Raw genomic sequence first — 21,608 nt, forward strand, 5'->3', positions numbered from 1 at the left:
GCGTGTCGGGCCTCGGCGGCGGGGGGGGCGCCCGCCCCAGAAGCTCTGGGGCGCCCCCGCCGTCGTATCCGCTCCTAGTGCCGAGGCACTAGCCGTGCGTCCGCAGCAGCGTCCGCATCGTGCGCATCGCGACCGACAGGTTCGCGAGGTCGAAGGAGTCCGAGCCGGAGATCTCGTCCAGGGTGGCACGCGCCCGGGTCAGGATCGGCGCGTTCTTCTCCTCCCAGGCCTCGAAGCGCTGTTCGGGGCTGGAGGCGCCGTTGCCCACGGACAGGATCTCGGCCGTCAGGCCCGCGTGCGCCGCGTACAGGTCCTCGCGGATGGCCGCGCGGGCCATCGACTGCCAGCGGTCGTTACGCGGCAGCTCGATGATGCGGTCCATGAGCTGGGTGATCCGCAGCCGGTCGCCGAGGTCGTAGTACAGCTCGGCGACGGCCATGGGGTCCTTGCCCATGCGGTCGGCCACCGACACGATGTCGAGCGCGGGGAAGGCGGAGGAGAACCCGGCCACGCGCGTGGCGAGGTCGTCCGGCACGCCGGCACCCGTCATCTCGTCGTAGACCTGCTGCCACCACTCCAGGTCCACACCGCGCACCAGCTTGGGCAGCTCGCTCCAGACCTGCTCGACGCGGTCCTTGAAGAACTCGATCGTCGAGGACAGCTCCAGCGGCTGCGGCCGGTTGTTGAGCAGCCAGCGCGTGCCGCGCTCCACCAGACGGCGCGAGTGCAGCCGGATCCGGGTCTGGACGGCGGCGTCGACCTCGTTGTCGAGGGCCTCGACCGCGTCCCACACCTCACTGGCGTGGAAGATCGCGCGGGACGCCGTCTGCGCCCGGACGATCTCCTCCAGCGACGCGCCCGTCTCCTCGCGCATACGGTGCAGGAAGCTCGTACCGCCCGTGTTGACCGTGTCGTTGACCAGGAGGGTCGTCACGATCTCACGGCGCAGCGCGTGCTGGTCGATCTGCTCGGGGAACCGCTTGCGCAGCGCCGTCGGGAAGTACTCGTGCAGCAGCGTGCGCAGATACGGGTCGTCGGGAAGCTGGGTCTCCAGCAGTTCCCGGGACACCGTGATCTTGGTGTACGCCAGCAGGACGGCCGTCTCCGGGCCGGTCAGGCCCTGCCCGGTGTTCAGCCGCTCACGGATCTGCCGGTCGGTGGGCATGAACTCCAGCGCCCGGTCGAGGTGTCCCTCGCGCACCAGGTGGCGCAGGAAGCGCTGCTGCGCGTGGAGCATGTCCTTGGACTGGGCCAGGGCGTTGGCGATCGCCGTGTTCTGCGCGTAGTTGTTGCGCAGCACCAGCGAGCCGACCTCGTCGGTCATCTCGGCGAGCAGCTTGTTGCGCTGCTTGACGGTGAGATCACCGTTGGCCACGACCGAGTTGAGCAGGATCTTGATGTTCACCTCGTGGTCGGAGGTGTCCACACCGGCGCTGTTGTCGATCGCGTCGGTGTTGATCTTGCCGCCGTGCTGGGCGCACTCGATCCGGCCGAGCTGGGTCAGGCCGAGGTTGCCGCCCTCGCCGACGACCTTGACCCGCAGGTCCTTGCCGTCCACGCGGATGGCGTCGTTGGCCTTGTCGCCGACGTCCGCGTTCGACTCCGCCGAGGACTTGACGTAGGTGCCGATACCGCCGTTCCACAGCAGGTCGACCGGCGCCTTGAGGATCGCCTTCATCAGGTCGGCCGGGGTCATCTTGGTGATGCCCTGGTCGAGGCCGAGGGCGTCGCGGATGTGCGCGTTGATCTGGATCGACTTGGCGCTGCGCGGGAAGACGCCGCCGCCCGCGGAGAGCAGCTCGGCGTTGTAGTCGGCCCACGAGGAGCGCGGCAGCTCGAACAGGCGCCGCCGCTCGGCGTACGCGGTCGCCGCGTCCGGGGTCGGGTCGATGAAGATGTGCCGGTGGTCGAAGGCCGCGACCAGGCGGATGTGCTCGGACAGCAGCATGCCGTTGCCGAACACGTCACCGGACATGTCACCGATGCCGACCACGGTGAAGTCCTCGGTCTGGGTGTCCACGCCCAGCTCCCGGAAGTGCCGCTTGACGGACTCCCAGGCGCCGCGGGCGGTGATGCCCATGCCCTTGTGGTCGTAGCCCGCCGAGCCGCCGGAGGCGAAGGCGTCGCCCAGCCAGAAGCCGTAGTCCCCGGCGACCTCGTTGGCGATGTCCGAGAACCGCGCGGTGCCCTTGTCGGCCGCGACCACGAGGTAGGTGTCGTCCGAGTCGTGGCGGACCACGTCCGCGGGCGGCACGACCTCGCCGGCCACCAGGTTGTCGGTGATGTCGAGCAGCGCCGAGATGAACGTCCGGTAGCTGCGCACGCCCTCCGCGAGCCAGGCGTCACGGTCGACGGCCGGGTCCGGGAGCTGCTTGGCGACGAAGCCGCCCTTCGCGCCGACCGGCACGATGACGGTGTTCTTCACCATCTGCGCCTTGACCAGGCCGAGGATCTCGGTACGGAAGTCCTCACGCCGGTCGGACCAGCGCAGACCACCGCGCGCGACCTTGCCGAAGCGCAGGTGCACGCCCTCGACGCGCGGCGAGTACACCCAGATCTCGTACGCCGGGCGCGGCGCCGGGAGGTCCGGGATGGCCTGCGGGTCGAACTTCATCGACACGTAGTCGTGCGGCTTGCCCTGCTTCTCCTGGAAGAAGTTGGTGCGCAGGGTCGCCTTGATGACGGTGAGGAAGGAGCGCAGGATGCGGTCCTCGTCGAGCGAGGCGACCTGGTCGAGCGCCGCGTCCAGCTCCTCCAGCAGGGCGTCGGTCAGCTCCACCCCGGCCCGCTGCCGCTCCGGCGCCATCCGCGCCTCGAAGAGCGAGACCAGCAGCCGGGTGGTGTGGACGTTCGTACGGAGGGTGGCCTCCATGTAGTCCTGGCTGAACGTCGAACCGGCCTGGCGCAGGTACTTGGCGTACGCCCGCAGCACCATCGCCTGCCGCCAGGTGAGCCCGGCGCCCAGCACGAGGGCGTTGAAGCCGTCGTTCTCGGCCTGGCCGGTCCAGGTGGCGGCGAAGGCGTCCTGGAACCGCTCGCGGGCATCGGCCCCGAGGTCGCCGTTGCCGGTCAGCGACTTGGGCAGGCGCAGACCGAAGTCGTAGATCCACGCGGTCGTACGGTCCACGCGGCGCAGCTCGTACGGGCGCTCGTCGACGACCTCGACACCGAGCCGGTTGAGCACGGGCAGGACGGCGGAGAGCGAGACGGCCTCGCCCTTGCGGTAGATCTTGAAGCGGCGCTCGCCGGGGCCCGCACCCACGGGCTCGTACAGGCTGAGGGCGAAGTCCTTGCCCTCCTCCCCGCCGGTGAGCTGCTCCAGGTGGACGAGGTCGGCGACCGCGGCGCGCGGGCTGTGGTCGGCCTTGTAGCCCTCGGTGAAGGCACCGGCGTAGCGGCGCAGCAGCTCGGCGGCGCGCTCCTCGCCGAGTTCGGCGGTCAGCGCCTCGGAGAAGGAGTCGGCCCAGGAGCGGGCGGCCTCCACGAGGCGCGCCTCGATGCGCTCCCGGTCGCCGTCGGAGAGCTGCGGCAGCTCGGTGCCCTGCGGGACACGGACGACGAAGTGCAGCCGGGAGAGGATCGACTCGGTGTTCCAGGCCGTGAAGTCGACGCTGATGCCGCCGAGTTCCTCCTTGAGGATGTCGATGATCCGCAGCCGGACGGCGGTGGTGTAGCGGTCGCGCGGCAGGTAGACGAGCGCCGAGTAGTAGCGTCCGTACTCGTCCTGGCGCAGGTAGAGCCGCAGGCGGCGGCGCTCCTGGAGGTAGAGCACGGAGGTGGCGATGGTGCGCAGCTCGTCGGCCGGCGTCTGGAACAGCTCGTCGCGGGGGTAGGTCTCCAGGATCTGGAGCAGGTCGCGGCCGTCGTGGCTGTTGGGCGAGAACCCGGCGCCCTTGAGGACCTCGGCGACCTTGCGCCGCACGACCGGCACGCGGCGCACGGACTCGGTGTAGGCCGCGGACGAGAACAGGCCGAGGAAGCGGCGCTCGCCGACGACGTTGCCGTCCTTGTCGAACTTCTTCACGCCGACGTAGTCGAGGTACGACGGGCGGTGCACGGTCGCGCGGCTGTTGGCCTTGGTGAGGATCAGCAGCTTGTGCTCGCGCGCCTTGGCGCGGGCGTCGGCCGGCAGCCGCTCGAAGGAGGGGCTCACCGGGTGGTTGTCCTCACCGGCGTGCTGCGGGTCCGAACGCAGTATCCCCAGCCCGGTGCCGGGCACGGCGGCCAGCGAGTCGTCGTCGCGCAGCTCGTACTCGCGGTAGCCGAGGAAGGTGAAGTGGTCGGCGGCCAGCCAGCGCAGCAGCTCGCGGGCCTCCTCGACCTCCGGCCGGGCCAGGTCGCCGGGCACGGGCTCCTCGCGGAGGCCCTCGGCGAGGCGCAGCGACGCGTCGCGCATCTTCTCCCAGTCCTCGACGGCCTCACGGACGTCGGACAGGATGCGCAGCAGGTCGGCGGTGATCTGCTTGAGGTCGGCGCGGTCGGTCTCGCGGTCGATCTCGACGTGGATCCACGACTCGATGTGCGCGTCGTGCGGCAGGTCGCCGCCGGGCACGGCGGGCAGCACCTCGAGGAGCTTGCCGGTCAGGTCGCGGCGGACCACGAACTGCGGGTGGACGACGACGTGGATGCCGCGGCCCTGCCGGGACAGCTCGTTGGTCACGGAGTCGACCAGGAACGGCATGTCGTCGGTGACGACCTCGACGACGGAGTGGCTGCAGGTCCAGCCGTTCTCCTCGACCGTCGGGGTGTGCACCCGCACGTTGGCCGTGCCCTGCGGGCGCGTCTCGGCCAGCCGGAAGTGCGACAGCGCGGCGCCGAGCACGTCCACGGGGTCGCGGTCGGCGAGGTCTTCGGGGGCGGTGTGCAGGTAGTAGCGCTGGAGGAACGCGAGCACAGCGTCCCGGTCCGAGGCGCCCTCGCTCATCGTCCCGGTCGGTAGGTGCCCCCCGACCGGGCTGTTCTCAGCTACCCGGGCAGCCCTTTCGAGCAGCTCGGCCTTGGCTTCGTCCAGCTTGGTCTGCATTGTCCTCTGGCTCCTGTCGCGCGCCGTTGCGTGACGTAGAACGAAATACGGGTTCTTCTCCGACGTGACGCCGCGACGCGGGGTGTCCGGTCCGATGCGGGTGTCCGGTCTGATGCGACGCTATGCCGCGCGGAGAGGTGGATGAGGGGTTATCGGCCATCTGCGGCGTCCTCGGCGACTGTGACGCTGTCCGCGGCGCTTGATGCGCCTCCCGCGTCCTCGGCGCCCCGGCTGCCGCACAGGGCGCTTGCGGTGCCCTTCCCGACCGGCCCCGTCTGCGAAGACCAGCGACCGCCGCCCGGTCACGGTTGTCATCCGTGCTCGCCGGGCGCAGGGCAGGGACGGCAGCGTCCCTGCGACGTATCGCGCTGATCACGCCACAAGGCTATCGCTCTCCACGGGGTGAACGTCATGAGCCGTATGTGTACAAAACAGGGGGTCGAAATTTGACGTTCTGCACAGGGGTGCGGGAGGCGATGCCGTGCAGTGCCGTGTACGCGCGTCCGCTGGGCGGCAGGATGACCACGGAAGGTGTCCGCACGACCGAGGGAGCTCGGCGAAATGACGCAGAAGATCCTGATCGTCACCGGCGACGCGGCGGAGTCGCTGGAGGTGCTCTACCCCTACCAGCGCCTGCGCGAGGAGGGCTACGAGGTCCATATCGCGGCCCCCACCCGCAAGACGCTCCGTTTCGTCGTCCACGACTTCGAACCCGGCTACGACACCTACACCGAGAAGCCCGGCTACACCTGGCCCGCCGACCTCGCCTTCTCGGAGGTCGATCCCGGGGACTACGTGGCCCTCGTGATCCCGGGCGGGCGCGCCCCGGAGTATCTGCGCAACGATCCCGAGCTGCGCAAGATCCTCAAGTCGTTCTTCGACACGGACAAGCCGGTCGCCCAGATCTGCCACGGGCCCCTGCTCACCGCCGCGGTCGACGCCCTGCGCGGGCGGCATGTGACCGCCTATCCGGCCCTGGAGCTGGACATGCAGGCGGCCGGGGCGACCTTCCAGGACGCCGAGGCCGTGGTCGACGGCACGCTCGTCTCGTCCCGCGCCTGGCCGGACCACTCCCGCTGGATGCGGGAGTTCCTGACGGTTCTGCGGACGAAGGCGCCCGTGACCTGAGCCACGCGTCCACGCGGTGCGGTGCGGTGCGGAGGCATCGTGCACGCCGGCGGTGTGGCGTCGCACACAGCAGCGGTGCGGCGCCGCGCGCGGTCAGCCCGCCAGCCGCTCGGCCTCCTCGACCGCTTCCTCCAGGGAGTCGACCACCGGGACGCCGACCTCTTCGAGGCTGGCGCGGCTGTGGGAGCCACCGGTGTAGAGAACCGCGCGCGCTCCGACATGCCGGGCGGCGACCGCGTCGTCGGCGGCGTCCCCGATCACCACCGTGCGCGTAGGGTCGACGCCGCCCAGCTCCCGTATGTGCCGGACCATGTGCTCGGCCTTGCTGCCGCCGGAGGGGCCCATCCGGCCCTCCACCCGCAGGAAGTGCGCCTCGATCCCGAAGCCGCGCACCAGCGGGACGAGGTCGTCGTGCCCGTACATGCTCAGCAGGGACTGGCTGCGGCCCGCCGACCGCCACCCCGCGAGCAGCTCAGCCGCGCCCTGGGTGAGCCCGCAGCCGAGCCGGTGCTGGTCGTAGTACCGGTGGAAGGTCTCGTCCATGACCAGCCACTCGGCGTTCGTGGGCACCCGGCCCAGCAGCCGCTCGTAGAACTTCGGCACCGGGACGCAGTACAGCGCCCGATAACGCTCCAGCGTGATCGGTTCCATGCCCAGCTCGGCGAACGCCGCGTTCGTCGCCCCGATGATCGCGTCGACGTCGTGGAACAGGGTGCCGTTCCAGTCCCAGACGATGTGCGCGCTTCCGTCCGTCCCCATGCGCACAACGTACCCGGCCCCACTGACATCCACCGGGGCGGCCCGGTGCGGTGCGGTCAGCCGCCGAGGCCGAGCAGGTTCGGGATCTCCTGCGTGGCGAACCACAGCAACTCGTGGTCCTCGGCACCGTCCACCGCGAACTGCGCTTCGCCGTCCCCACCGTCCGCCGCCGGAAGCGCCTGGACCGCCGCGGCCATATCGGCCTCCGCGTCCTCCGCGTCGACATGCACCGCCGCCGCCTTGGCCAAGGGCACAACCCCGGCGACGCGCACTTCACCGAGGGCGGCCGGGTCGAGGCCCCGGTCGGGGCCGGAGGCCACCGCTCCGTCCGGTACGTCGACCGCGACGACGACCCGGCGTCGCGGTGCGCCGTCGTCCCCGGCCAGCAGCCGCAGGGAGGCCAGAGCGGCACGGCTCAGCGCCGCGTACTCCAACTCCTCGATGTCGTCGGAGAGACACCAGTCGCGCAGTGCGGGGGTGACGGCGTACGCGGTGAGCGGGCCCGCCCCCAGCTCTCCCGTCTTGTGCGCCTCGGCGAGACCGGAGAGGGTCAGAGGGACGTAGACGCGCATCACGAGCCGCTTTCGTTGTGGATGAGGGCGGCCGGACCGCCCGTGACAGACCCCGCGGAGATCGTTCTCGCGCCTCCGGCGAGTCACCCCAGGATACGTGGGGGTGTCCCCTTTCGAGTCCCGGTGACCCCCGCCCTCAGCGTCAACCGGGGCGCGCCCGAATCACCCGGCCCAGCCCGCCCCGCCCTGCATTCGCGGGGGTCCCCGGCGGGCCCATCACTCTGACAGGTGAAATCTCGCGCTCCTTCGCCACGCACCCGGGTTGCTTGCGAGCCGGGTCCTCGCCCCGTACAAGGTCCATCAGAAGTTACCGACCGGTATCAACCGGAATCAACCGGCATCGCCCGGTATCGCGAACGGGGAATCCCATGCACAAGGTGATGACGAGGAACGAGGCGGCGGCGAGGAGCGCGGCCCTGCCGAGGGGCACGCGTCCGGCCGGGCGCCCTCCGGTCCGCCAGGACACCCGCCGCCCCGGCGGTGGCACGCCCCGCCGGACGGCACCGGGCCAGGGCCCCTCGCGGGCTACGGCGGGCCCTCGGAGCGCGCCCCGGGTGCCGCCCGGGCGGAATCTCTCCAATCCATCCGTGACGGCGGCGGGGACCGTCAGCGCGCCGCTCAGGCCCGCTCCGCCCGTCCGCCCCACCGATCTCTTCGCCGACCGTCTGCTGTCCGTGCTGAGCGGGCAGCGGCCGGTGCACAGCATGCTCCGCCACACGGTCGGCCGGGCCTACGACGAACTGGCCTGGCTCGCCCGGCGCGGCGCGCTGCGCACCCGCGGCACCCGCCCGGTCGTCCGCGACATCGGCTACTACGTCCCACGCCCCGGCGCCATCGAGGCCTTCGCCCGTATCGGCGCGGGCGAGCAGGTACGCGCGATGGCGTTCCGCCTGGAGTGCGGTCCGGACCACCGCTGGCGCTGCGCGGCAGTGGAACTCGGCGGCCCCCGCATGCCCCACACGGACGACGACTGACCGACCCAACCACCTCACGCGGTGCGGCAAGGCGCGAACAGCCGAGGGACCGGGCACCCAGAGGCAACGACGCTCACGCAGGCCACAAGGCGCGAACACGCGAGGAGCCGGGCACCCCTTGGATGCCCGGCTCCCATAGCTGACATGCCGTCACTCTTGTGTCACCGGCTGCCCTTCGCCTGCTTGCGGCGCTCCGCGCGGGGGACGACCAACCCATACAGCCGACCCACACAGACAACGACACTCACCGCGGGCGACAACCGACCACACAGGCAACCACGCTCGCGCGCGGCCGCAAGGCGTGAACACACGGAGGGGGCCGGACACCCCTGGGATACCCGGCCCCTCACATCTGCCGCCCCGACACGTCTTGCGGCGACCGGCGGCCCTCCGTCCACTTGCTGCGCCCCGCACGTACGACGACCGCCCCACACAAGCGGCAGCACTCACGCACGGCCGCAAAGCGTGAACACACGAGGGGCCGGGCACTCGAAGATGCCCGGCCCCTCAAACCTGGCGCGTCGTCACTTCTTGCGGCGACGGCCGCCCTTCGCCTGCTTGCGGCGCTCCGCGCGCGTGAGGCCGTCCGCCTCCGAGCGCACCGGCTCGTCGCTGGGGAGGTCGCCCTCGACGATGCCGCCCTCGCCGTCCACCGTCGGCGCGGAGAAGTGCAGCCGCTCGCGCCGCTGCGGGGCGTCGAGCCCCTTGGCCCGGATCTCCGGACGGGCCGCCTGCGCGGCCACCGCCTCCTCCTTCTCCAGGCTCGGCGTCGCGTCCTCGACGGGGACCTCCTCGACCTGCTGCTCGACCTGGACCTCCAGGTTGAACAGATAGCCGACGGACTCCTCCTTGATGCCCTCCATCATGGCGGTGAACATGTCGAAGCCCTCGCGCTGGTACTCGACCAGCGGGTCCTTCTGCGCCATCGCGCGCAGGCCGATGCCCTCCTGGAGGTAGTCCATCTCGTAGAGGTGCTCACGCCACTTGCGGTCCAGGACCGACAGCACGACCCGGCGCTCCAGCTCGCGCATGATCTCGGAGCCGAGCTGCGTCTCACGCTGCTCGTACTGCTCGCGGATGTCGTCCTTGATGGACTCGGCGATGAACTCGGCCGTCAGCCCGGCCCGGTCGCCCGCGGCCTCCTCCAGCTCCTCGATGGTGACCTTCACCGGGTAGAGCTGCTTGAAGGCGCCCCACAGCCGGTCCAGGTCCCACTCCTCGGCGAAGCCCTCGGCGGTCTCGGCGGCGACATACGCGTCGATCGTGTCGTCCATGAAATGCTGGATCTGCTCCTGCAGATCCTCGCCCTCCAGGACGCGGCGCCGCTCGCCGTAGATGACCTCGCGCTGCCGGTTGAGGACCTCGTCGTACTTGAGGACGTTCTTACGGGTCTCGAAGTTCTGCGTCTCGACCTGGGACTGCGCGGAGGCGATCGCGCGCGTGACCATCTTGTTCTCGATCGGCACGTCGTCGGGGACATTGGCCATCGACATCACGCGCTCGACCATCTGCGCCTTGAACAGGCGCATCAGGTCGTCGCCCAGCGACAGGTAGAAGCGGGACTCACCGGGGTCGCCCTGACGGCCGGAACGACCGCGGAGCTGGTTGTCGATACGGCGCGACTCGTGCCGCTCGGTGCCGAGGACGTAAAGGCCGCCCAGCTCCTCGACCTCCTCCTTCTCGGCCTTGACCGCGTGCTCGGCCTTCTCCAGCGCGGCGGGCAGGGCCGCGGCCCACTCCTCGATGTGCTCCTCGGGGTCGAGCCCGTGCTGGCGCAGCTCGGCCTCGGCGAGGTCCTCGGGGTTGCCGCCGAGCTTGATGTCCGTACCACGGCCGGCCATGTTCGTGGCCACGGTCACGGCGCCCTTGCGGCCGGCCTGGGCGACGATCACGGCCTCGCGGTCGTGCTGCTTCGCGTTCAACACCTCGTGCTGGATGCCGCGCTTGCTGAGCTGCTGGGAGAGGTACTCGGACTTCTCGACCGAGGTGGTGCCGACGAGGATCGGCTGGCCCTTCTCGTGCTTCTCGGCGATGTCGTCGACGACCGCCTCGAACTTCGCGACCTCGGTGCGGTAGATCAGGTCCGACTGGTCCTTGCGGACCATCGGCTTGTTCGTCGGGATCGGGACCACGCCGAGCTTGTAGATCTGGTGGAACTCGGCGGCCTCGGTCATCGCCGTACCGGTCATGCCGGAGAGCTTGTTGTAGAGGCGGAAGAAGTTCTGCAGGGTGATCGTCGCGAGCGTCTGGTTCTCGTCCTTGATGTCCACCCCTTCCTTCGCCTCGATCGCCTGATGCATGCCCTCGTTGTAGCGGCGGCCGGCGAGGATACGGCCGGTGTGCTCGTCGACGATCATGACCTCGCCGTCGATGACGACGTAGTCCTTGTCCTTCTTGAAGAGTTCCTTGGCCTTGATGGCGTTGTTCAGATAGCCGACCAGCGGGGTGTTCACCGACTCGTAGAGGTTGTCGATGCCCAGCCAGTCCTCGACCTTGGAGACGCCGGACTCGTGGATGGCGACCGTGCGCTTCTTCTCGTCGACCTCGTAGTCGCCGGTCTCCTCGATGCCCTTGAGGGGGTTGCCCGCCTCGCCCTTCTTCAGCCGCGTGACCAGCTTGGAGAAGTCGCCGTACCACTTCGTGGCCTGGTCGGCCGGGCCGGAGATGATCAGCGGCGTACGGGCCTCGTCGACGAGGATGGAGTCGACCTCGTCGACGATCGCGAAGTTGTGGCCACGCTGGACCAGTTCGTCCTGCGACCAGGCCATGTTGTCGCGGAGGTAGTCGAACCCGAACTCGTTGTTCGTGCCGTAGGTGATGTCGCAGCCGTACTGCTCACGGCGCTGGGCCGGGGTCATGTTGGCGAGGATGCAGCCGACGGACAGGCCCAGGAACTTGTGGACGCGGCCCATCATCTCGGAGTCGCGCTCGGCCAGGTAGTCGTTGACCGTGACGATGTGGACGCCGTCGCCGGACAGGGCGTTGAGATACGCGGGCAGGGTGCCGACGAGCGTCTTGCCCTCACCGGTCTTCATCTCGGCGACATAGCCGAGGTGCAGCGCGGCCCCGCCCATGAGCTGCACGTCGTAGTGCCGCTGGCCGAGGACGCGCTTCGCGGCCTCGCGCACGGTGGCGAAGGCCTCGGGCAGCAGGTCGTCGAGGCTCTCGCCGTCGGCGTACCGCTGCTTGTACTCGTCGGTGAGGGCCCGCAGCTCGGCGTCGGAGAGGCCGATGAAGTCCTCTTCGATGGAGTTGACCTGGTCCGCGATGCGGTGCAGCTTGCGCAGGATCTTGCCTTCGCCTGCACGCATGATCTTCGAGAGGACGGACACGGGGGTTTGTCTCCTTGCCGGTCGGGCCTGGGACGGTCGGTTGCATATGAGAGATCGAGCAACGGCCATCGTAAGCGAGGACCCCGCCACGTCGGGAGGTCTGCCGAGGGACAGCCACTAGGACAACGGACGGGGGCGGCGGAAGGTGCCGCGTTCGTGCCACGAAAAGTAACGGGGGTCTCACGCAGAGGCGTGTGATGCCGTCGTCGGCGTGGCGGCGCGGGATCGGGACGGCGGGGTCGTGCGCCGGTGACGCGGGATGTGCGTCGGTGAAGACGGGATGTGCGGTGAAGGGGGCTGCGCGTCGGTGAAGGCGGGGCGCGCGGGATCGGAAGAAGCACCGGTAAAGACATGGCGGCGGGGTGCCGCCCGGAGCAGAATCGGGCGATGGAACCCGTGACCCTGAGCACCACGCGCCTGCTCCTTCGTACCCCGGTCCCACAGGACATCGACGCGGTGCACGAGGCCGCGCAGGACCCCGACATCCAGCGCTGGACCACCATCCCGTCGCCGTACCTGCGTGAGCACGCGGAGGACTTCGTCGGGCGGATGGTGCCCGACGGCTGGGCGGACGCCTCGATGTTCACCTTCGGCGTCTTCCTGCCGGCCGGGGATCTCGTGGGCATGCTCGGCCTGACGATGCGCGCACCCGGCGTCGCCGAGGTGGGCTTCTGGACGGCGAAGGAGCACCGCGGCTGCGGCTACATCACGGAGGCGACGCTGGCCGCGGCGCGCTGGGCCTTCACCGAGCGGTCGATCGACCGGGTGGAGTGGCGCGCGGAGGTGGGCAACGAGGGCTCCCGCGCGGTCGCGCGACGCGCGGGCTTCGCCCTGGAGGGCACCCTGCGCGCGGCGTGCGACAACAAGGGCGTGCTGCGGGACTGCTGGGTGGGCTCGCTCCTTCCGTCGGACCTGGGCCTGCCGTCGTCGGTGCCGTATCCGGATACGGCGCGCCCGTAGCGCGGGACCGGACCGGGCGCGGAGGCGGCCCCACTGTCAGTGCCGCCCTCTACGGTGTGCCCCATGCCGAGTCTTCCGCGCCCCGTCATCGACCTGACCGCCGACGAAGCCCGCCGCATCGCCCTGCGCGCCCAGGGCTTCCTCGGCGCCCCCGACCGCAAGGCCGGTGTCCGTGGGGTCCTCCGTCATCTCGGAGCGGTCCAGCTCGACACCATCTCGGTCCTCGCCCGCTCCCATGAACTCATCCCGTACGCCCGCCTCGGCGCCATAGGACGCAAGGCGGTCGACACGGCGTACTGGACCCCGCCGACGGACGGCACGAGCGCGGCCCGGCCCCACGCGTTCGAGTACTGGTCGCATGCCGCGTGCATCCTCCCCCTCGAGGAATGGCCCCACTTCGCCTTCCGCCGCCGGGCCTACCGCGCGCGCCCGCACTGGAACCACACGCTGCCGGACGGGGTGTACGACCAGGTCGTCAAGCAGTTGCGCGCGGAAGGCCCCCTCACGGCCACCGACCTCGGCGGCGCGAAGAAGACCAGCGAGTGGTGGGACTGGTCCGGCACCAAGGTCGCGGTGGAGCGCGCGCTGATGTACGGCGAGGTGGTGTGCGTCGAACGCCGCGGCTGGAAGCGCGTGTACGACCTCGCCGAGCGCGCCGTTCCCGAGCATCTCCTCCATGACCGGCTGGACGACGCCGAGTGCCTGCGCCGTCTCGTACGCCTGGCCGGCCAGTCCCTCGGGGTCGGCACGCGCGCGGACCTCGCGGACTACCACCGCCTCAAGGGCGAGCAGGTCGACGCGGTGATCGCGGACTCGGGTCTGGTCCCGGTGACGGTCCAGGACTGGTCCAAGCCTGCCTGGGCGGACCCGGAGGCTCTGCGCACCCCCCCGCGCGGCCGTCACCGTACGACGCTGCTGTCCCCGTTCGACTCGCTGATCTGGGAACGGGCGCGCACGGAGCGGATCTTCGGCTTCACCCACCGTCTGGAGGCATACGTCCCCAAGCCGAAGCGGGTGTACGGCTACTTCGCGATGCCGGTCCTCGCCGGTGGACGGCTGGTGGGCCGGGTGGACCCCGCGCGCGAGGGCCGCACGCTGGTCGCCAAGCAGGTCACGCTGGACGGCCTCCGGGCCGTCCCGGCGGTGGCGCAGGCCCTGTTGGAGGCGGCGAGCTGGGTGGACTGCTCCGACGTCCGTGTGGAACGCGTGGACGATCCGGCACTGCGCGAGCCCCTCGTACGGGAGTTGACCCGCGCCCTGGGCTGACGCCGACCCGCCGATCGCCTGCCGCCGACGAATCCCGCTGGCGGATCTCGCTAGCGGATCTCGAGGATCTTCTCCCGCATCGCGTAGACCACGGCCTCCATCCTGGAGTGCAGTTGAAGCTTCTCCAGGATGTTGCGCACATGGTTCTTCACGGTGTTCTCGGAGATGAACAACTCCTTGGCGATGTCCCGGTTGTTCATCCCCGTGGCGACGAGCTTGAGGACCTCCAGTTCCCGGTCCGTGAGCCGGGGCGCCGGGACCAGTCGGCGCTCGTCGGTGCGCTGGATCATCGACTTGAACTCGGTGAGGAGTTTCGACGCCATGGACGGGCTGATCTGTGACTGCCCGTCGGCGACCGCACGAATGGCCGTGGACACCTCGTCCGTGGAGATCTCCTTGAGGAGGTAACCCGTCGCGCCCGCCTTGATCGCGTCGTAGAGATCGGCCTCTTCGTCGCTGATCGTCAGCATGATGATCTTCGCGCTGGGCGCCACCTCCTTGATGGAGGTACAGGCCTCGATCCCGCCCCGCCGGGGCATCCGCACATCCATCAGCACGATGTCGGGCAGCAGATCGGCCGCCTTGTCGACCGCCTCCGCGCCGTCCCCGGCCTCGCCGACGACCTGGATGTCCTCCTCGGCGGCGAGCACGATCTCCAGCCCGCGGCGGAAGAGGGCGTGGTCGTCCACGACGAGAACCCTGATGGGTTCCTTGGGTTCCTTGCCCGGAGGGTCCGCGTCCGGGCTCCTGCCGACGCCGTCGTGGGCACCCCCGCCCCGCATCGGTCCGAAGCTGTCCGCCATCGTTCCTCCCCCTGAAGGCTGTGGCCTGTGGTCCTGTGCCATCGCCAACCCACGGCAACGGGCCACCGGTTGGGCCATTGCGGCCATGATTCCATGCCTGGGCGACCGTCATGTGACGGAGCACGGCGCAAGTGGTCGCACGCCGGTGCCCCTGGGGGCGCACAGGGCTCACCAGGGGCACCGGTTCAGTCATCGCGCGACGGGGTCAGCCGCCGAGCGTCCCGCCTACCTCGGCCGACTGCGTCTGAGTCACCATCTGATCCGTACTCAGATGGATGACGCCGTAGTCGTACGCGCGCCGCCGGTAGACGACGCTGGGTTGCTTGGTCTCGGAGTCGACGAACAGATAGAAGTCGTGCCCGACCAGCTCCATCTCGTAGAGCGCCTGGTCGAGCGACATCGGGGAAGCGACGTGGGTCTTCTCGCGGACGACGAGGGGGCCTTCGCCCTGCACCTCGAGCGATCCGATCTTCCTGGTGGGCACGCCCTCCGGCTCCTCCGCCGAGACGACGCTGCCATTGACGTCGAGCGTCGCGGCGCCCGGGACGTGGTCGGGCACCTCGGCCGCCGTGAGCCTGCGAACCCCCCGGCGGGTGTGGCGCTTGTCGTGCTGCTTGCGCAGCCGGGCCTCGAGCTTCTCCGCCGCCAGGTCGAGTGCCGCATACGGATCGTTGGCGGCTGCCTCCGCCCTGATCACCGGCCCGCGGGTGCGGAGCGTGATCTCCACACGGTCGGAACGGTCGGCTTGTCGGGGGTTGGGCTCCTTGGACACCTCGACGTCGAGGCTGATCACCTTGCCATCGAGCTTCTGGATCTTGTCCAGCTTCAGCTTGTCGGCCACGTGCTTCCGGAACCGCTCGGGCACCTCGGTCTTGCGGCCCTTGACGACGATGTCCACGCAGAACTCCGTTCCCGGATCGCTCCGCACCCCTGGCGGAGCATCTCCCTTGTGCACCAGGTTCCGGCGATCTCCGGAACCTCGGACTCGGTGACGTCCACCTCCTGCCCCCATAGGCGAGATCTCTTGACCCCATTGCCGCGGCTTATGAAAAACGCGCAGCACGGCATTCGTATGCGAGGGGACGGCTTCTGCCTTTCCCTCACAACCGAACATATCTCGCCCGGCCGGATGTCGTCACCCTCTACTGCCACGTACCTCCGTTCAGGCGAAATGACCTGCTCACTACCTGCAACGATGCAAGTTCGCCGTCAGTTCCGGATGATTTCGAAAGAATCCCGCGACGCGGCGATCACGGCCGCGCGGATACCCTCTCCGGCACTGTCTCCAGTGGTCATTCCGTACGGCGCCCGGAACCCGCGATCCGGCTCCGTCGACTGCGTCGCGTTCCATGGCCCCTTTGCTTCCCCGACCCCGCGCGAATACACCTGCGCGCGCTGTCTCTCCAGCGCCTCCGTCACGTCGAGCGCCTCCCGCACGGCACGCGCCGCCTCCGCCAGCGAGGCGCCCGTCGTCATCAGGTCGTCGACGAGGACGACCCTGCCGCCCGCCAGCAGCCCGGCGCCTCCTCGGGCCACCTCCAGGGCGCCCGCGAGATTGGCGAGCCGCTCCCGGGAGCCGAGGCCCGACTGGTCGGCCACGGCCCGCCGTTGCCGCAGCACGGCCGCCACCCGCGCCGCCGTACCGGCCCTGCGCAGCTCGCCCGCCGCCGCGAGCGCGATCCGCCGCGCGGGATCGTGCCCCCGCGCCCGCACGGACCGGCGCGCCGACGGCACCGGGACGAGCAGTACCGGCGCGGGCGCCCGAGCGCCGTCAAGACCGGCTCGGTTGCCATGAAGACCTACCCGATCACCGCCGAGACCCGCGCGCACCGCCCCGGCCAGAGCCGTCCCCAGCGGCCGGGCGAGGGCGAGGACGCCCCGCTCCTTGTGCGCGAGGATCATGGCGCGCACGGCACCCCCGTACGGCGCCGCCGCGTGCACCACCGGCAGCCCGGCCGGTACCGGCATCGGTCGCACCCGGCGCGGCGTCCTCCCGTGGAGCGCCGCGCGGCACTCCGGGCAGAGCACCGCGCGCGGCCTCCCACAGCCTCCGCACTCGGCCGGCAGCACCAGGTCGGTGAGGTCGCCGGTGAGCCGCTGCCACCACCCCCGCATGCCCACCACTGTGCCCGCGCCCGCGGCGGCCCGCCAGCCCTGTGGACAACGGCCTGTGGACAACCGGGACCTTCAACGGTGACTTCGGCGGCGGGACACCCGCGTCGACTCAGCCCGGGTAGACGGGAGCCGTCCCCTCCTTGACCACCTTCTGCCACTGCGCCCCGGCGGACAGCCGCACGATCCCGTCCTCCGAGTAGGCCACCAGCGGCAGCCGCTCGTCCTCGGACGCCGCGATCTGCTTCACCCCTGTGAGTGAAGCCGGTGAATTGCCCGTCGGGGTGGAGCCGTCGACCTGCACGTAGCGCATCTGCAGCACTCCGCCGGACTCCTGCCCGACCACCACGAGCCGACTGGTCCCGGCCCACGACATGGCCGTGACCTTCTCCCACTGCGGCGTCACCGAGCGCAGCCCGAGGACCGACACGTCGGCCTGCCCGCCGTTGCCGCTCTCCCGTTCCACTCGCCCGATCTGCAGGGACGTCTTGCCCTTCTTCTCCACGATCAGCGCGATCCGCACGCCGTCGGCGGCCACCCGCACCGCGTCGATGCGCCCGTCGAGACCCGGCGTACGCACCTCCACCGGCTTGCCCGCCCCGTTGCGCAGCATCAGCAGCCGCGGCTGCTTCCGATCGCGGTCGGCCACCCACAGATTGCCGCCACCGTCCCAGCTCGGTGTCGTCAGCCGGTCGTCCGGCGAGGCGCCCTGGCTGACCACCGCGGCCCCGAGGGAGGCGCCCGAGGCCATCGACGCCACGTACAGGTTCTGCCCGTCGGCCGAGACCCCGGCCGCCGTGTCCTCGTTGCGCGAGACGGCCGCCGCGCGCAGGTTCGCCTCTGTCTCGCCCAGCGCGCCCAGCACCGGCTCGGGGTCCCTCGAACCGGAGGCGGACAACCGCACCAGCCGGTGCTTGCCGTCGATGAAGTACTCGTACTCGGGCTGCTTGGCCATGCTGTGCGCGGCGATGATCTCGGCCCGTTCCTCGTTCAGCTCGCACAGCTTCCTGCCGCCGGAGCCCTGCAGCTCGACGCGGTTCACGCCGGTGGGTGTCAGGTCCTGCAGCGTGAACAGCAACTGCGCGGCCATCTTGGTGCACTGCGACCGCCCGACCCGGTCGGCTCTCTGGTCGAGCGGCACCGTCAGCTTGTTCTGGTCGTCGGGCGACAGCGTGGTGACGTCCTTGCGCAGCGCGGTCCCCTGCGGGAACCCGGACGTCGCCACGGGGGCGAGCCAGCGTGTGGGCCCCTTCAGCAGCGTGCGGACCATCGACGTCACGGGGTCCACCTTGCTGCGTACGTACACCGGGTCGGCGACGGTGCTCAGCCGCCCGCCTGTCGCGGTGGGCACGTTCGAGGCGTAGTAGTACTTGTTGACCGACATGTAGTTGCGTTGGAAGTCGGACTTGCCCATGACCACGCCCTGCGGCAGCGCGTCGATCCGCCACTGGTGGGTCTTCTTCACCATCGTGAGGTGCACCGTCCCGCTGTAGTCCCCCAGGGCCGGTGTGTACGCGTGCTGCGCGTCCACGACGGCGACCTTGCTGCCGGTCAGCGTGAACGCGTACTCGTCGCCCGCCTCCCGGTTGCCGGTGGGCTCGGGGACGGCGTTCGGCCCGTCGGTGAGCACGGTGGTGGACCCGTCCGGGTCCCAGCGGCGCGAGGCGCTCTCCGTCAGATACTTGCGGGCCGTCTCGTACTGCGGATCGTCACCGGTCAGCGCCTCCAGGAAGCCCTGCACGATCTCCGCGGGCCGCGCGTTCTCGTGCGGCGGCATCGCGAAGACACGGACCTGCGCGTTCTGCCGCGGCGTGGACTCCACGCCGCGCAGATCCCCGCTGTCCGGCATCGAGGCACACCCTGCCAGCAGCAGGACCCCGCACCCGGCGTACGCGGCCATGCGCAGCGCACGCCGTCGGCCGCCCCCCTCAGCGCCCACGAAATGCCTCCCCTTGATCGCGTTCGCCGGGCCGGTCGCCGCTCTCCGCCGGGCCCTGTGTGCCCTCGTCCCGGCGCTGCTCGCCCCCGCCGGGCCGCGACACGACCCGCGCGCCGTTGCCCGGCAGCGCAGTCGGGTCGGCCGTGGGCGTCACCGCGGCCGTCCTCGGTCCTATCGGGTCGCGGGGCGCCGGCACCTTGTCGTACGAAGGCGCTGCGGGCACCGTGGCGGCCTTCTCGGCCGCGCCCCGCGACCCGCCCGCGTCGTTGAGCCCGCGGTTGCGCCGCGAGTCCTTGGGCTCCAGGGGTATCGGCGCCCCCCGCAGCGGCTCGTCCGCGGTCCGGGGCAGCGTCAACCGGAACTGCGAACCACCACCGGGCTCACCCCACGCCTGCAGCCAGCCGCCGTGCAGCCGCGCGTCCTCCAGTGCGATGGACAGCCCCAGCCCCGTACCGCCGGTGGTCCGCGCGCGTGCCGGGTCCGCCCGCCAGAAGCGGCTGAACACCCGGGTCGCCTCGCCGGGCTTGAGCCCCACCCCGTAGTCGCGTACCGCCACCGCGACCGCACCGCCCGCCGCGGCGAGCTTGACGACGACGTCCTCGCCCTCACCGTGCTCGACCGCGTTGACGACGAGATTGCGCAGCACCCGCTCGACCCGCCGGGCATCGGCCTCGGCCACGACTGGCTGCTGGTCGCCGACCACGCGTATCCGCGTGCCCTTGCGCTCGGCGAGCGGCTCGGCCCCGCTGACGACCCGCCGCACCACGTCGCGCAGATCGATCGGCTCGGCCTCCAGCGCCGCCGCGCCCGCGTCGAAGCGGCTGATCTCCAGCAGATCCGCGAGCAGCGACTCGAACCGGTCCAGTTGGTCGGCGAGCAGTTCGGCGGACCGCGCGGTCACCGGATCGAAGTCGACCCGCGCCTCATGGATGACATCGGCCGCCATCCGCACGGTCGTCAGTGGGGTGCGCAGTTCGTGCGACACGTCCGAGACGAAGCGCCGCTGCATCCGCGACAGCTCCTCCAACTGCTGGATCTTCAGTTGAAGGTTCTGCGCCATCTTGTTGAAGGCCTCGCCCAGCCGCGCGATGTCGTCCTCGCCGGTGACCTTCATCCGTTCCTGGAGCCGCCCGGCGGACAGCCGCTCGGCGATGCCCGCCGCCATCCGTACGGGGGCGACGACCTGACGCACCACGAGCCAGGCGATGGCCCCGAGAAGCACCACGACGAAGAGCCCGGCGGTCGCCAGCGTCGTCCTGACCAGGCTGAGCGACTTCTCCTCCTGGGTCAGCGGGAAGAGGTAGTAGAGCTGGTACGGGTCCCCGTTCGGGTCGTTGACCTGCTTGCCGATGATGAGCGCGGGCTGCGGGCTGCGGCTGTCGGTGTAGACGATGCGGGTGTAGCTCTGGGACACGCCCGTGCCGGACTCGACGCGCTTGCGCAGAGCCGCCGGCACGCTCTGACTCGGATCCACCCCGCCCGAGGCACGCGGTCCCAGGCCGCGGTTGTCGTTGTCCACGGCCGTGGTGCCGAGCGTGACCACGTCGAAGGCACCCTGGCCACCGCTGGACAGCGACTCGACGAGGTCGCTCATCCATCCGCTGACGTTCTGCACGGGACTGTTGCCCGTACCGGAGTTGTCGTCCCCGCCACCGGCGCTCGCCGCACTGTCGGCCCGCTGCCCGGCGACCGTGAAGCCGCCGACGGCCTGACTCTGCGACGCCTTCACCTTGGCCTCCAGCAGGCCGTTGCGTACCTGCCCGATGACGACGAAACCGAGCAGCAGCACCACACCGAGCGACATGAGCAGGGTCGTGACCACGATCCTGAGCTGGATGTTGCGCCGCCACAGCCGTATCACCGGCAGCAGCGGACGGCGCACCCAGCGCAGGAGAAGCCTGAGGACCGGGCTGCCCTGCACTCCACCGTGCAACAACCCGCCCTCGACGAACCGTCGTCCCCACTCCGAGCCCGTCCGCCGTCCGACAGGCCGCCCCGGACGGGCCCCCGGCCGACCGGACTGCGAAGCGGCACTGTCCTGGGACATCTCAGCTCGGTCCGGCCTTGTAACCGACGCCGCGCACGGTCACCACGATCTCCGGCCGCTCCGGGTCCTTCTCGACCTTGGACCGCAGCCGCTGCACATGCACATTGACCAGGCGGGTGTCCGCCGCGTGCCGATAGCCCCAGACCTGCTCGAGCAGCACCTCGCGCGTGAACACCTGCCACGGCTTGCGGGCCAGCGCCACCAGCAGGTCGAACTCCAGCGGCGTCAGCGCGATCGACTGCCCGTCCCGCTTCACGGAGTGACCGGCCACGTCGATCACGAGGTCACCGATGGCGAGCTGCTCCGGCGCCGGCTCCTCCGACCTGCGCAGCCGCGCCCGGATACGGGCGACCAGCTCCTTCGGCTTGAACGGCTTGACGATGTAGTCATCCGCCCCCGACTCAAGGCCGACCACGACATCCACGGTGTCGCTCTTCGCCGTGAGCATCACGATGGGCACGCCTGACTCCGCCCTGATCAGGCGGCACACCTCGATGCCGTCCCGTCCGGGCAGCATCAGGTCGAGCAGCACCAGGTCGGGCTTGGTCTCGCGAAAGGCGGCCAGCGCCTTGTCGCCGTCGGCTACGAAAGACGGCTCAAAACCTTCACCACGCAGCACGATGCCGAGCATCTCGGCAAGTGCGGTGTCGTCGTCGACGACAAGGACTCGTCCCTTCATAAACGACATCATCC

The 21,608-nt window shown here is 70.4% G+C and carries 14 protein-coding genes; 4 read left to right on the top strand and 10 right to left on the bottom strand.

The genetic code is table 11. From position 1 onward, the window contains the following. Window positions 1–88 precede the first annotated feature (88 nt). Window positions 89–5,023, bottom strand: a complete 4,935-nt coding sequence (locus NGF19_RS28835; protein ID WP_252428614.1) for an NAD-glutamate dehydrogenase — start codon at window positions 5,021–5,023, stop codon at window positions 89–91. Between the two features lie 561 nt (window positions 5,024–5,584). Between NGF19_RS28835 and NGF19_RS28840 the strand changes: the two genes are divergently transcribed. Continuing rightward, window positions 5,585–6,151 (top strand): DJ-1/PfpI family protein, encoded by a 567-nt coding sequence (locus NGF19_RS28840; RefSeq protein WP_252428616.1) that lies wholly within the window; start codon window positions 5,585–5,587, stop codon window positions 6,149–6,151. Between the two features lie 93 nt (window positions 6,152–6,244). Here the strand turns inward: NGF19_RS28840 and NGF19_RS28845 are convergent, their stop codons facing one another. After that, window positions 6,245–6,910 carry an HAD family hydrolase gene (locus NGF19_RS28845; RefSeq protein WP_252428617.1) on the bottom strand — a complete coding sequence of 222 codons (666 nt, stop codon included), beginning with the start codon at window positions 6,908–6,910 and terminating at the stop codon, window positions 6,245–6,247. A gap of 56 nt (window positions 6,911–6,966) precedes the next feature. Then, on the bottom strand, window positions 6,967–7,482 hold the full coding sequence (locus NGF19_RS28850; RefSeq protein WP_252428619.1) for a DUF6912 family protein: 516 nt from the start codon (window positions 7,480–7,482) through the stop codon (window positions 6,967–6,969). A gap of 587 nt (window positions 7,483–8,069) precedes the next feature. Here NGF19_RS28850 and NGF19_RS31255 point away from each other — a divergent pair. Beyond that, complete coding sequence (locus NGF19_RS31255; protein WP_372505990.1) at window positions 8,070–8,456, top strand: Rv3235 family protein; 387 nt, start codon at window positions 8,070–8,072, stop codon at window positions 8,454–8,456. 524 nt (window positions 8,457–8,980) lie between these two features. On the opposite strand, the gene secA is transcribed toward NGF19_RS31255, so the two are convergent. Beyond that, window positions 8,981–11,788, bottom strand: a complete 2,808-nt coding sequence (gene secA, locus NGF19_RS28860) for a preprotein translocase subunit SecA (protein WP_252428623.1) — start codon at window positions 11,786–11,788, stop codon at window positions 8,981–8,983. Window positions 11,789–12,175: 387 nt separating this feature from the next. Between secA and NGF19_RS28865 the strand changes: the two genes are divergently transcribed. Together NGF19_RS28865 and NGF19_RS28870 are read left to right on the top strand one after the other, a co-directional pair. Beyond that, window positions 12,176–12,748: a GNAT family N-acetyltransferase gene (locus NGF19_RS28865; RefSeq protein WP_252428625.1), complete on the top strand. Its 573-nt coding sequence runs from the start codon at window positions 12,176–12,178 to the stop codon at window positions 12,746–12,748. Between the two features lie 63 nt (window positions 12,749–12,811). After that, window positions 12,812–14,014 carry a winged helix-turn-helix domain-containing protein gene (locus NGF19_RS28870; protein WP_252428627.1) on the top strand — a complete coding sequence of 401 codons (1,203 nt, stop codon included), beginning with the start codon at window positions 12,812–12,814 and terminating at the stop codon, window positions 14,012–14,014. Between the two features lie 50 nt (window positions 14,015–14,064). On the opposite strand, the gene NGF19_RS28875 is transcribed toward NGF19_RS28870, so the two are convergent. The 6 genes from NGF19_RS28875 to mtrA form a co-directional block, all read right to left on the bottom strand. Next, complete coding sequence (locus NGF19_RS28875) at window positions 14,065–14,817, bottom strand: response regulator (RefSeq protein ID WP_252428629.1); 753 nt, start codon at window positions 14,815–14,817, stop codon at window positions 14,065–14,067. Between the two features lie 205 nt (window positions 14,818–15,022). Next, a complete protein-coding gene (gene hpf / locus NGF19_RS28880; protein ID WP_372505991.1) occupies window positions 15,023–15,715 on the bottom strand; it encodes a ribosome hibernation-promoting factor, HPF/YfiA family in 693 nt (230 codons plus the stop codon). Between the two features lie 311 nt (window positions 15,716–16,026). Beyond that, window positions 16,027–16,932 carry a ComF family protein gene (locus NGF19_RS28885; RefSeq protein ID WP_252428633.1) on the bottom strand — a complete coding sequence of 302 codons (906 nt, stop codon included), beginning with the start codon at window positions 16,930–16,932 and terminating at the stop codon, window positions 16,027–16,029. Between the two features lie 109 nt (window positions 16,933–17,041). Then, the gene (locus NGF19_RS28890) at window positions 17,042–18,868 is read right to left on the bottom strand and encodes an LpqB family beta-propeller domain-containing protein (protein ID WP_252428635.1); all 1,827 of its coding nucleotides are present in this window, start codon (window positions 18,866–18,868) and stop codon (window positions 17,042–17,044) included. Further along, entirely contained in the window at window positions 18,858–20,915 is a 2,058-nt protein-coding gene (gene mtrB, locus NGF19_RS28895) for an MtrAB system histidine kinase MtrB (protein ID WP_252428637.1), read from the bottom strand. The genes NGF19_RS28890 and mtrB overlap by 11 nt, the downstream gene beginning before the upstream one ends. A gap of 1 nt (window position 20,916) precedes the next feature. Then, window positions 20,917–21,606: a two-component system response regulator MtrA gene (gene mtrA, locus NGF19_RS28900; protein WP_015659998.1), complete on the bottom strand. Its 690-nt coding sequence runs from the start codon at window positions 21,604–21,606 to the stop codon at window positions 20,917–20,919. Between the last annotated feature and the right edge of the window lie 2 nt (window positions 21,607–21,608).

This window comes from Streptomyces macrolidinus (genome assembly GCF_023887685.1).
GTDB classification, from domain to species: domain Bacteria; phylum Actinomycetota; class Actinomycetes; order Streptomycetales; family Streptomycetaceae; genus Streptomyces; species Streptomyces macrolidinus.